Raw genomic sequence first — 12116 nt, forward strand, 5'->3', positions numbered from 1 at the left:
CCCAGTCAGGGATAACACCATGTTGTGGTTTAAGAACTTAATGATTTACCGCCTAAGCCGGGACAGCGTGCTGTCCAAAGATAACGTTTTGTCTGCGGACGAACTGGAAAAACGGCTCAGCGCTTTCGCCTTCACCCCATGCGGCAGTCAGGATATGATGAAAACGGGTTGGGTATCGCCAATGGGATCCCATAGCGATGCCTTAACGCACGTCGTTAATGGGCAAATCGTTATCTGCACCCGCAAAGAAGAAAAAATCCTGCCTTCCCCGGTCATCAAGCAAACCCTTCAGGCCAAAATTGAGCGTCTGGAAGCGGAGCAGCACCGCAAGCTGAAAAAAACCGAAAAAGACTCGCTGAAAGATGAAGTGCTGCATAGCCTGCTGCCGCGTGCATTCAGCCGTTTCAGCCAGGTTTGGCTGTGGATCGATACGGTTAACGGCCTGATTATGGTCGATGCCGCCAGCGCCAAAAAAGCGGAAGATACGCTGGCGCTGCTGCGTAAAACGCTGGGCTCGCTGCCCGTTGTGCCGCTGACGATGGAAAACCCTATCGAGCTGACGTTGACCGAGTGGGTTCGCTCCGGTGAGCCGGCGGCAGGTTTCGCGCTACAGGATGAAGCAGAGCTGAAAGCCATTCTGGAAGACGGCGGCGTTATCCGCTGTAAAAAACAGGATTTGGTCTGCGATGAAATCGCCGTACACATTGAAGCAGGCAAACTGGTCACCAAGCTGGCGCTGGACTGGCAGGAACGGATTCAGTTGGTCTTGTCCGAAGACGGTTCGGTAAAACGCTTGAAGTTTTCCGATACGCTGCGGGAACAAAACGACGATATCGATCGGGAAGATTTTGCTCAGCGGTTTGATGCCGATTTTATTTTGATGACCAGCGAGCTGGCGGCATTGATTGCGAATCTGATTGAAGCGCTGGGCGGAGAAGCCCAACGTTAATGCTGTCGGTGATTGCCCGCCAATGTTCGGCGGGCAATACCTCTTTAATGCCTGAACCCGTTAGACCCGGAATGCCCCGACAACGGCGTTCAGTTCTTCAGCCTGTGTCTGCAACGCCCCCGACGCAGCAGCAGATTCCTGCACCAGCGCGGCGTTTTGCTGCACCATCGAATCCAACTGCGCGACCGCTTTGTTGATCTCGTTGATGCCACGCATTTGCTCATCAGCCGCATGCGTAATTTCAGACATCACCGAACTCACCGTGGAGACGCCGCCGACAATTTCATTCATCGTGTCGCTGGCCTGACGAACCTGCACAGAGCCAGACGTCACGCTGGAGACCGTCGATTCAATCAGCTCTTTAATTTCTTTTGCGGCCTGCGCACTGCGCTGTGCCAGGCTGCGAACTTCACCGGCAACCACGGCGAAACCACGGCCCTGTTCACCCGCACGCGCCGCTTCTACCGCAGCGTTAAGCGCCAGAATGTTAGTCTGGAATGCAATGCCATCGATCACGCCGATGATATCGCCGATTTTGCCAGACGCGACCACGATCTCTTCCATCGTGACAATCACATCGGAGACCACTTTTCCGCCCGTACCGGCATCTTTCGACAGCAGCAGCGCTTTCGCGTTAACCTGCTGCGCAGAACCTGCCGACTGCGTGACCGCCGCAGAAATTTCTTCCAGCGAGGCTGCGGTTTGCTGAATGCTTGATGCCGCAGATTCAGTACGCGCAGAGAGATCGTTGTTCCCCGCCGAGATTTCATCCGCCGCCACCTGAAGCGATGCGCTGATATCGCGAATCTGCATCATGACCTGACTGATCTTGTCGACAAAGATATTAAACGAGCGGGCAATTTGCGCCACTTCATCATGCCCTTCGTCCGGCAGACGTTGCGTCAGATCGTTATTACCGTTGCTGATATCATCCATTGCGTCGCGAATTTGCAGCAGACGCTTGAGCGCAGACGCAATGATGAAACCAATCACCAGCGTGCCCAGCAGCGCGATAACAACTAGCGTAATAACAGAGGTAGACAGCAGAGAATTCATGCCCGCTGTCGCTTCAGCTTTATCCAACGCCACCAGCATGAACCAGTTCGTGCCCGCAATCGGTTTTGCCACCACGAGCTTTGTCACGCCAGAAAAGTCAACATCGCGGGCGCTATCGGCTGAAAGAATGTCGTTCAGATCAATCTCAGGGGCAATGTCGGTGATATTTTTCAGCGTCAGTTTTTCATCCGGGTGAGCAATGATCAGACCGCTACGTTCGATGAGAACACCGAAGCTATCTTTGGCTGGGTTAATCGCTTTGACGTTTTCAATCACGCTTTTCATCGTGACGTCGCTACCGACAACGCCTCTGACCGTTCCGCCTTCCACCACGGAAGCAACGAAAGAAACCACCAGCGTATTCGTCACCGCATCAACGTAAGGGGCAGTGACCAGCGGTTTGCCCTCTTTCACCGCCTGCTGATACCAGGGTCGGACAGTAGGGTTGTAATCGGGGGGGATACCGCCAGAATCGGCAAACTTGGCCGTGCCATTGGCATAACCCATGTACACATTCAGGAGTCCGCCGGATGCCGCAATCTGTTTAAACAGCGGAATCGGATCCTCATCGGTGATGACACGATCGTGCAACGCAGAAATCATCAGCGTTTTAGAAGCAACCCAGTCGCTAATAGCAATACTATGGCTAGTGGCTACCGCATTCAGCGTATTCTGGATCGATTCCTTATTCGCGTTATTGGCGATGGTGTAATTAAGAAAGGTATTGATAACAAGTGAAAGCACAACAATGGTCGAACAGGCCGCAAGGATGCGGGAGCGGGTCGTTTTCAGCATAAAATACTCTTTGCGTAGAATAGTTATACTATCCATAACGGCAGAGAAAAATAAAACTTGAATGCGATCACATTCAACAATCGCTATTTGTCTTAAAACTCAGAAAAATAGTTACTACGTTTAACCACACTCTTATAAAAAAGAAGACATCAAATGGATTTCCAATCGGTAACTCAACATAAAACCCCAAATTAAAGAAAATAAATAAAATAAAAAACTTACTTAACCGCATAATGTAAAATTATTATCACATGCCGTAATGTGTTGCATTTTAACAACTCAGGGATTATTCCTAATAATCGTGACATTCTTTTACCCTGTTAATTAATAAAAATCATTAAATAAAATAACTCATATATGGAATTAATGATTAGCGTTACAAAGAATGGATGACATTTTCATTACAGAGCAACATGCTAAAAATCACTAAATATATTTTATTTTATATGGTAACACGCGGTTGCCATTTTCAGTATAGAGGTAATAAGACCAGTGGTATTATGGCGTCTACGCAGGCCGATCAGGATCAGAGAAAAATGGAACACGCGCATACTCGATTAATAGAACAGCTTACGCAGCGCTTTGCGGCAACAGACAATACCCCACTCTACCTAAAGTTTGCCGAAACGGTAAAAAATGCAGTACGCAGCGGCACATTGGAACATGGCAATATTCTGCCGGGAGAACGTGACCTGAGCCAGTTGGCTGGCGTGTCGCGCATTACCGTGCGCAAAGCGATGCAGACGTTGGAAGAAGAAGGCGTGGTGACCCGCGTACGCGGCTACGGTACGCAAATCAATAATATTTTTGAATATTCGTTGAAAGAGGCGCGCGGATTTTCACAGCAGGTCGTGCTGCGGGGCAAAAAGCCCAATACGCTGTGGGTGAACAAACAGATCGTAAAAAGCAGCAAGGAAGTGGCCGAGCAGTTGGCTATTGTGCCAGACACCCCTGTTTTTCTGTTGAAACGTATTCGCTATGTGGATGAGGACGCCGTTTCGATTGAAGAATCGTATGTTCCTGTTGATTTGATCGCTGACGCTGACGATATTGGCGTCTCGCTTTATGACTATTTTCGTAGCCAGAATATCAATCCGCAGCGTACACGCAGCCGCGTCAGCGCCCGTATGCCCGATGCCGAGTTTCAGTCACACATCCAGCTTGATAATAAAGTACCGGTTCTGGTCATCAAGCAAATTGCACTCGACCCACAGAACCGGCCCATTGAGTACAGCATCAGCTATTGCCGCAGCGATCTATACGTTTTCGTCTGCGAGGAGTAGCCGCGCACGCAGTTCAGCCAGCGTAGGCGCACAGTCTCCACCGCGGTGGCTCACGACATATGCCGCAACGGCGTTCCCCAGCGTGACGGCATCGGCCAGCGACCACCCTGCGGCCAGGCCGGCCAGCGTCCCGCCCGCGTGGCTGTCCCCCGCCCCGATAGTATCCACCACCGTTGCGGGGAACGGGGCAACGATGCCCTCAGAAGCGGCATCGAAATACCACGCCCCCGCTTTGTCCTGACGAATAATCACCGGTGCTCGGTACGCCGCCCGCCAGGCTCGCCCCAGCGTTTGTACATCAGCCGACACGCCGAGCAGGTCCGACGCCACGTCCGCTTCCTGACGATTAAGGGAAACTACAGGGTGAAGCGCCATAATGCGAGCCATCAGGCTTGCCGGTATATCAGCAATACGTGGGCCAAAATCGATGAATGGCGTGACGTTATGCAAATTTTCCAGCCAGCTCACCAGACGTTCACCGCACGGTGCCGCCAGTTGATAGCCAGAAAGGTAGACCAAACTCCCCGATGCGACGGATAAGGACGCCAGCCAGCTGTCGCTCCACTGGTTCTCGACGCCGCTAAAGGACATAAAAGTCCGTTCGCCGTCCGGTTCAACCAGCGCCAGACACCAGCCGTTGTCTCCCGAATCGGTTTGTACCACCGTGGTGATATTCTGCTTTTCCAGACTATGACGAATGATATCCGCCCACACGCCCTGCCCGACGGGCAAAGCGTTTTGTGCGGCTATCCCAAGGCGTTTAAGCGCGATGGCAATGTTCAAGGCACAGCCGCCAATATTCACGCTTTGCTGCTTCAGTTCGATATCACACCCGCGATACGGCAGGGCGTAAGCATCGGCAATCACGTCAATCACCGCCGCCCCGATGATGGTCAGCGGCTGACGTGTCGTTAGCCCATCCAGTTTTGCGGCAAGTTCGCGGGCCTTCATCACGCCTCCCGTGCTGAGCGGTATTGCTGGAGCAGGCTGGCATAGCGGCAAAAATCAAGCTGGTTAATGTCATCCAACTCCTGCTTCAACGTGGCATCAATCACCGTGACCCCGTGCAGCGCACCGCATATTGCGGTCGCCATCGCCCCGATCGTGTCGGTATCCCCTCCGAGGTTGGCACACAGAATCGCACAGCGATTTGGATCGGTCTGTGCCAGTTCCACCATCGCGATGGCGGTAGCAACGGATTCAATGGTGTTCGTTCCCGCACCAATCAGCTGATAAAGCTGCTCGCTGGCGCTTTCCGTCCCGTTTGCACGGCGCACGATACTCAGCGCCAGCTCCAGACGCGCGGCAAGGGAGGCGCTAAACGTCGTGATACGCTTTTCCTGCGCGTGGCGTGCCACCGACGGCAACGCATCGACAATCTCCTGCCAGCTGGCACCGTCGATCGCCCGGGAAATAGCCCAGGCAACGACAACCGCTCCCGCAATTGCCAAATCGGATTTATGCGTCGGACTGGATGCCAGCGCCACCTGATCGATGAATTCATCAAGATCGTGTGCAGGCAGCAGGCAGCCTAACGGAGACGCCCGCATCGCCGCGCCGTTCGTGACGCCATTATTTTCCAGCTCACTGACCGGTGTGCCCTGTCGAATCGCCTTCAGCGCAATTTTAGAGGTCGGGCCGAGTACATTCTTATTAAAGGCATCGAACGATTCCGCCCACTTCAGGATGTGCCGGCCAATCGCATCAGCATTGATTTCACCTTCACATTCAATGATGGCGTCGGCCAGACTCAGCGCCATCGAGGTATCATCCGTAAACTCACCACGGCCAAAATAGCACGCCGCATTGTTTTCCGCCGGACCGGGTAAAAAGCGATCAATCCAGCCAAAATGCGCTTTCACGCGCGTTCGCGGCCACAGTTCCGATGGCATACCCATCGCATCCCCTAAAGCCTGGCCGTATAAGGCACCGAGAATACGTTCTTGTTTCATTTGCTTTCCTCTGTACTGAAATGCTGGTTTTTTGCACCGTCTACATCAATGGTCGAGATCGTCTTATCCGATTCACGGAAAAACAGGATAAAGATCAGCGCAATAATCGCGATCATCACTGCACCAAACAGCCACATGCCGGTCCAGTTAAAGGTCAGGCCGTTCACCGGTTCACCGTGGGCGAAAAGTTTCTCCATCATCACGCCCCCCAGACGATATCCCAACAGGCTGCCGACCCCCTGACAGCAGAGCGTAATCAGCCCCTGCGCGGCCGTACGCATATGCACCGGCGCTTTTTTATCAACGTAGATATAGGCGGTCACATAGTAAAAATCGTAACTCACGCCGTGCAGCAGAATGCCGAGGAACAGCAGTGCATACGTGAAGTAGTGGTAAGCGTCGCCGTAGACGAAGAAGACATAGCGGATCGCTGCCGTAATTAGCCCCAGCAATAATACCTTTTTAATACCAAAACGCTTGGTGAAAAACGGCAGCGCCAGCATAAAGAAAATTTCAGAGAACTGGCCCAGCGTCATCCAGCCAGTGGCATTTTTCATGCCGACTTCGGTGAGGAAGCCCGTGGCAAAAATGTAATAAAACGCCAGCGGCATCGCGAATAAGAAGGAGCAGACAAAAAACACCAGAAAGTTTTTGTCTTTCAGCAACACAATCGCGTCCAGCCCCAGCATGACTTTAACATCCATCTTGCCAGTACTTTTTGGTGGCGTATTGGGCAGGAAAAACGCAAAGAAGCCGAGCAACGCGGAGCTGGCAGCCGTAATCAGCAGCGGAATGTTGGTGGGCGAAATATCGTTAAATCCGAGCCATGTCGGCAGAAAGCCGCAGACGATCCCGGAAGCGATCCAGCCAATGGTTCCCAATACCCGGATGCGAGGAAAATCACGCTCCACATCGGCCACATGCGAGAAAGCGATACTGTTAGTCAGTGCGATAGTCGGCATGTAGGTCAACGAATAGGCCAACAGCAGCGGGAAGAAATACATAAATTCCGTTTGCTGCGCCGCCAGGTACATCAGTATCGCCCCGGCGAACATCAGTACTGCCAGCACCTTTTGCGCGGCAAAGAAGCGATCGGTGAGCGAGCCCACCAGAATCGGCGACAAGATCGCGGCAATCGCAGTACAGGCATACGACCAGCCGATTTCACCCGCCGTAAATCCGCTTTTGCTCAGATAAAGCCAGAGTGGAACAAACCAGGCTCCCCAGATAAACCATTCAACGAACATCATGAACGACAGCTTTGCTGTAGTTTTCATATTTACATCCTTCATGACTGAGTAAGGTACACCTTTAAAATACCAATTAATAATACCTTTTAAATACCTTTGCGTTCATTACTTGAGCTACTTAACATTTTTGCAGCATTATTTATTACCATCAGGGGAAGAATGGCAGAGAAAGGTGCTAACCGCGTTGGGGGTAACAAGGGGAATGAGGCAGGACTCGCATAAGAAAACGCCGCGTTATGTCGTACATAACGCGGCGAGAATGATCTACTCTACAGAGAGAGAATAGAAATTACAGATACTTACACAGATAAGAGGTCGGCTCGACCACCTGTAAGTTGAACTCACTTTTTCCCGGAACGAAAAACGTTTCTCCCGGTGTGAAAACCTGCCAATCCGGTGCGCCTGGCAGCAGTACTTTCAATGCTCCGGTGATCACCGTCATTTCTTCCGGCTGCCCAGTTCCAAAGGTGTATTCACCCGCATCCATGACGCCGACACTGGCGCGGCCAATGCTGTCGCCTTCAAAACCGATTGATTTGACCTTCCCTGCAAAATACTCATTTACATTCAGCATAGCGCGGCACCTATCATCGAAAAAATTCAGGAAATTCATCTTAAAAGGAGAGTCGAGCCACTGTCACGATCTATTCATTGAAAGTTGGTGTTCGGTAACACTGACTGGTGATTATTTTGCCAGTGCCCGGTCCACCTTCCTATGCTGCAGACGGACGCAGTGCCTTCAACACGCTTGCCACAATCGCTTCTGGCGTTTGTGAGGCATCGATGACGTGGTGCGCAACACCGCGATACAGCGCCTCGCGCGCGGCCAGTACATCCGCCATTTCCTCGGCGATAGGACGACCGGTCAACGTCGGGCGCTGGTTATCCTGCGGATTTTCTTCCAGCCGCTGGGCCAGCAGTTCGGCATCCGCGTGGAGGTAAATGACGGTGCCTTTATCATGCATAAAGCGCCGATTGGCTTCCGCCAGCACCATACCGCCGCCTGTCGCGACGATACAGCGGTTGGACGTCACCTGCTGAAGTGCCAGACTTTCACGTTGGCGGAACCCATGCCAGCCTTCCTGCGCAACCACATCAGCCACCGTCATATTGGTGGTCTGCTGCATAAACAGGTCGGTATCGACAAAGTCATATCCTAACGCCTGCGCCAGTTGATGCCCAACGGTGGTCTTCCCACAGCCTCTGGCACCAACCATAAAAATGGGGTGTGTCATATAATGACGTATCCTTCTTCTTTAATTCACCCGCTCCGCCATACTTCAAGCTGGACGCGCGTAGGCCGTCCCGCCACTCGAATTATTTCGGGTATCAAAGATAAATAGGGGTGATTACCTGCTTTGTCGTGGGTTGAATCATACCGATAAAATCAACAGAGAGGGAAGTGACTTCTCAGTGGAAACGAAAAGTTGAATAACTAAAAGTCAAAATCGAATGACAGGAAATAAAAAGCCCCGCGTTTAAAGACGGGGCTATCACGCTAAAAATCGATCGGCCGATTAATACGCGTGGAAATAATCCTGAATCACCGCAGGATTCGTCGTTTTCGTCAGCGCCAGCATCAGCAGAATGCGTGATTTAGCTGGGCTCAGAGAATCAGCAACCAGACCCGGCTGACCCGCATCCGGTGGTACGATGCCGCTGCCGGTACGGCTGGAGCGTACAACAACAACGCCTTTGCTTTCCGCTTTACGGATACCTGCATCGCCGCGTTTAGATACGCTACCTGCGCCCATACCCGCATACACAATGCCTTTTACGCCGTGTTTGATGGCCGCGTCATACATGTATTCTGGATCGTCCTGATAGCCATAAATAATGTCAACGGCTGGCAGTTTATCGACGTTGGTCACGTCAAATACGGAACGCGTGGTGTGCACTTTATCCAGACGCGTCTGGTAGTAAACTTTGTCACCGATAATCACGCCCAGATAGCCTTCCTCTGGCGCTTTAAAGGTGTCCAGCGTAGAGGCGTTGGTTTTGCTGATGAAACGAGCAGAACCAATGCGGTCGTTCAGCACGACGAGCACGCCGCGACCGCGAGAGTTTTTATCCGCTGCCACTTTTACCGCACCGTACAGGTTCATCGGGCCGTCAGCACTGATTGCCGTTGCCGGACGCATCGCGGCGGCAAAGACCACTGGTTTGTCACTCTTCACCGTCAGGTTCAGGAAGTAAGGCGATTCGTCGAGTGTATCCGTACCGTGCGTAATCACCACGCCATCAACATCGCTGCGTGCCAGCAGCTCGTTCACGCGCTTGCTTAGCTTCAGCAGAACATCGCTGGTCATATTTTCACTGCCGATGCTGGCAACCTGCTCGCCTGAAATATTGGCAAGCGTTTTCAGCTCTGGCACCGCTTGAATCAGCGTCTCTACGCCCAGCGCACCCGCTTTATACCCCGTGGTTTGCGTATTGGCCGCAGCGGAACCGGCAATCGTACCGCCCGTTGCCAGAATAACAATATTAGGTAGGTTTTCTGCGGCATTTGCCAGAGACGAAAAACAAACAAAAACAACAACGAATAATGCGTTAAACATCCTTTTCATAACATATACCAACTTATTGAGTTAAGTGGCAGACCAGATACGTCAGGTGCCTGATCTGTAAGTAAAAAACGTCCATTCTGTTAGCAGCCTGCCAACATTGGCGCTTATTCTGCCCCAGAATTCAACGAATTAATATATGCCTGTCAGACTTCACATTAACGATGTGTGATGCCTCACAGCGCGGCATTCCGCCGCGCTGATTAACGTTACCGACTAATCTGCGCCACGGCATCCTGCGAGGCCTGTTCACGCGCGTCGCCCGTCAGCTCTGACAGCGTTCCCTGATGCATTTCCAGCAGGCGATCGGCATGTTCAAAGTAGTGATCGTCATGGCTGATCGCCACAATCGTTTTCCCCAATGCACGCAACTGCGGTAACAGCTCAAGATAGAACACGCGGCGGAATTGAGGATCCTGATCGGCTGCCCATTCATCCAGCAGGAGGATGTCACGCTGTTCAGCGACGGCCAGCAGCAGCGCCACGCGCTTACGCTGCCCTTGAGAAAGCTGTAAGTTCATCACCTGATGCTTCTCCAGCGTCAGCTTATGCCGCATGTTCAGGCGATCCAGCCAGCTATCGACCAGCGCCGTATCCGGCTCCGTTCCGTGCGGCCCCATCATCTGTCCGAACAGGTGGAAATCCGTAAAGATGGCAGAAAATAGCTTTTGGTAATCCTCGCGCGTTTCCGCCGTAACGGGGCGGTTATCCAGCAGCAGCGAGCCGGAAACTGGGGTATAGAGCCCCGTCAGCAGCATCGCCAACGTCGATTTTCCACTCCCGTTCCCGCCAATCAGAAACACCAGTTCGCCACGTTTTATCACCAGATTGATCGGCCCGACTTCAAAGCCGGAATCATCATAGCGAAACACCACGTTACGCAGTTCCAGCGTGTGCCAGTCTGCAGGGGCAACCGCAGCGGAGAACGGTTCCTGATAATCTGCCAAATCGAAACGTTTCAACTTATTAAACGCGACTTGTGCGCTCAACAGCGTCGGCAGTGCGCCAACGGCCTGTAGCATTGGCGTGCGTAAAAACAGCAGCGTCAGTGAGTACGTCGCCGCCACGTTGGTATCCGCCCAGCCGAGATTGTTGGCCATGAAAAAGACTGCGCCAATCACGCCCAGCATCATAATGTTCGACCAGTTCACCGCACTGAGGTGAAAGGTGTCGGCGCGAATCACGTTCTGTCGGTAATCCTGCGCATTGGCCTGATAAATATCTTCATACAGCTTCTGTGCCCGTTCACGGTTGAGCGTCAGCTCTTTACGCCCGTTAATCACGGTTTCATAGTCTTTCTGAAGACGATCTTCCGCTTCTCGCACCTTAGTGAGATGGCTATACACGCGGGAAACCAGCATAAAGCCGCCCCAGAGCGTTATCGCAATCCACACGGACGTCACCACCAGCATTTTCGGGGAAAGCCAGGCCAGATAAGCGGCCGAACCGATGGTAAGCACAATGCCCTGAATCAGCTCCGGCAGACGCACAAACGCAATCGTGATATTGCGGATATCGCTGGACAGGCTGGCAAGCAGCTGCGCACTGCCGATCTGTTCGATACGGGCAATGTTAGTGTCCAGAATACGCTTGATAAATTGCCCACGCAGACGATAAACGAAGTGGTGCCCCAGCGTGGTCAGCGCCAATTGCGACACCAGCGTGACGCCCATCAGGAGGAGCAGCAAGCCCAGAAATTGTGGCAATACGCTCAACGACTGATTGACCGTTTCAATCAATTGCAGGTTGATAAAGGCAATAAGCCCAATGCCCAGCGCGGCACTCAACAAACTTAACAGGATAACGGCCAGAAATGGCCAACGGTACTGCTGGTAAACAATGCGGAGCAACTCCATAACAACCTGGTCTCTCTGATGAAAACAATCGCCCGCAGTGTAATAGGGATGACCGTGATATCAAGAATAATTCTCATATCCAGCGTTACGCCAGACGCCATCTGTTCAAAACCCACACCCGACATTACCAGCACCAACCATAAGAAAAAGTCATTGATTATCACGCTTCGTTATTACTTTACTGGCAACACGTTTCGTTTAACGCCACGCATTAACAAAAACACAAATTGATACAACAAATATAGATAAAGACACTATCTTCACGGTGAGTATCCCCCATCGCCTCCGGCTCAAATGTGGACAAAAGGCGTATTGCCACGCCACAAAATGCACTAAGAGATGGTAATTTAACATGATAATTAGTGTGGTAATGATAAGACTGGAAGGGTAATGTCGCTAAGTTATTTAATA

The 12116-nt window shown here is 52.0% G+C and carries 10 protein-coding genes; 2 read left to right on the forward strand and 8 right to left on the reverse strand.

Going from position 1 to position 12116, the window contains the following annotated elements:
• The first annotated feature begins 19 nt into the window (after positions 1-19).
• A complete protein-coding gene (gene rdgC, locus ACIPUG_RS11135) occupies positions 20-949 on the forward strand; it encodes a recombination-associated protein RdgC (RefSeq protein WP_010281791.1) in 930 nt (309 codons plus the stop codon).
• A 60-nt stretch (positions 950-1009) separates the two neighbouring features.
• On the opposite strand, the gene ACIPUG_RS11140 is transcribed toward rdgC, so the two are convergent.
• Positions 1010-2800: a methyl-accepting chemotaxis protein gene (locus tag ACIPUG_RS11140; RefSeq protein WP_400338414.1), complete on the reverse strand. Its 1791-nt coding sequence runs from the start codon at positions 2798-2800 to the stop codon at positions 1010-1012.
• A gap of 536 nt (positions 2801-3336) precedes the next feature.
• Between ACIPUG_RS11140 and ACIPUG_RS11145 the strand changes: the two genes are divergently transcribed.
• Positions 3337-4083, forward strand: coding sequence for a GntR family transcriptional regulator (locus tag ACIPUG_RS11145; RefSeq protein ID WP_039275412.1), 747 nt, complete (start codon positions 3337-3339; stop codon positions 4081-4083).
• Here the strand turns inward: ACIPUG_RS11145 and ACIPUG_RS11150 are convergent.
• The 7 genes from ACIPUG_RS11150 to ACIPUG_RS11180 all read right to left on the reverse strand — a co-directional run bounded on the left by ACIPUG_RS11150 (position 4057) and on the right by ACIPUG_RS11180 (position 11705).
• A complete protein-coding gene (locus ACIPUG_RS11150; RefSeq protein ID WP_400338415.1) occupies positions 4057-5034 on the reverse strand; it encodes a PfkB family carbohydrate kinase in 978 nt (325 codons plus the stop codon). The two genes, ACIPUG_RS11145 and ACIPUG_RS11150, sit on opposite strands and share 27 nt — an antisense overlap.
• Positions 5034-6035 (reverse strand): ADP-ribosylglycohydrolase family protein, encoded by a 1002-nt coding sequence (locus tag ACIPUG_RS11155; protein ID WP_400338417.1) that lies wholly within the window; start codon positions 6033-6035, stop codon positions 5034-5036. The genes ACIPUG_RS11150 and ACIPUG_RS11155 overlap by 1 nt, the downstream gene beginning before the upstream one ends.
• Positions 6032-7312, reverse strand: a complete 1281-nt coding sequence (locus ACIPUG_RS11160; RefSeq protein WP_400338418.1) for a nucleoside permease — start codon at positions 7310-7312, stop codon at positions 6032-6034. The genes ACIPUG_RS11155 and ACIPUG_RS11160 overlap by 4 nt, the downstream gene beginning before the upstream one ends.
• A gap of 262 nt (positions 7313-7574) precedes the next feature.
• Positions 7575-7859: a pyrimidine/purine nucleoside phosphorylase gene (ppnP, locus tag ACIPUG_RS11165; RefSeq protein WP_005975968.1), complete on the reverse strand. Its 285-nt coding sequence runs from the start codon at positions 7857-7859 to the stop codon at positions 7575-7577.
• A gap of 139 nt (positions 7860-7998) precedes the next feature.
• Positions 7999-8520 carry a shikimate kinase AroL gene (aroL, locus tag ACIPUG_RS11170; RefSeq protein WP_014914494.1) on the reverse strand — a complete coding sequence of 174 codons (522 nt, stop codon included), beginning with the start codon at positions 8518-8520 and terminating at the stop codon, positions 7999-8001.
• A 282-nt stretch (positions 8521-8802) separates the two neighbouring features.
• Positions 8803-9852 (reverse strand): type II asparaginase, encoded by a 1050-nt coding sequence (locus ACIPUG_RS11175; protein ID WP_400338420.1) that lies wholly within the window; start codon positions 9850-9852, stop codon positions 8803-8805.
• Between the two features lie 206 nt (positions 9853-10058).
• Positions 10059-11705, reverse strand: coding sequence for a multidrug ABC transporter permease/ATP-binding protein (locus ACIPUG_RS11180; protein WP_400338422.1), 1647 nt, complete (start codon positions 11703-11705; stop codon positions 10059-10061).
• Positions 11706-12116 lie beyond the last annotated feature (411 nt).

This window comes from Pectobacterium sp. CHL-2024 (assembly GCF_044751765.1).
In the GTDB taxonomy this organism is placed as follows: Bacteria; Pseudomonadota; Gammaproteobacteria; order Enterobacterales; family Enterobacteriaceae; genus Pectobacterium; species Pectobacterium brasiliense.

Coding starts and splice junctions, on each gene's coding strand:
- rdgC (WP_010281791.1), top strand. CDS start 20: ATGTTGTGGTTTAAGAACTTAATGATTTACCGCCTAAGCCGGGACAGC.
- ACIPUG_RS11145 (WP_039275412.1), top strand. CDS start 3,337: ATGGAACACGCGCATACTCGATTAATAGAACAGCTTACGCAGCGCTTT.
- aroL (WP_014914494.1), bottom strand. CDS start 8,520: ATGACACACCCCATTTTTATGGTTGGTGCCAGAGGCTGTGGGAAGACC.
- ACIPUG_RS11180 (WP_400338422.1), bottom strand. CDS start 11,705: ATGGAGTTGCTCCGCATTGTTTACCAGCAGTACCGTTGGCCATTTCTG.
- ACIPUG_RS11150 (WP_400338415.1), bottom strand. CDS start 5,034: ATGAAGGCCCGCGAACTTGCCGCAAAACTGGATGGGCTAACGACACGT.
- ACIPUG_RS11160 (WP_400338418.1), bottom strand. CDS start 7,312: ATGAAAACTACAGCAAAGCTGTCGTTCATGATGTTCGTTGAATGGTTT.
- ACIPUG_RS11140 (WP_400338414.1), bottom strand. CDS start 2,800: ATGCTGAAAACGACCCGCTCCCGCATCCTTGCGGCCTGTTCGACCATT.
- ppnP (WP_005975968.1), bottom strand. CDS start 7,859: ATGCTGAATGTAAATGAGTATTTTGCAGGGAAGGTCAAATCAATCGGT.
- ACIPUG_RS11175 (WP_400338420.1), bottom strand. CDS start 9,852: ATGAAAAGGATGTTTAACGCATTATTCGTTGTTGTTTTTGTTTGTTTT.
- ACIPUG_RS11155 (WP_400338417.1), bottom strand. CDS start 6,035: ATGAAACAAGAACGTATTCTCGGTGCCTTATACGGCCAGGCTTTAGGG.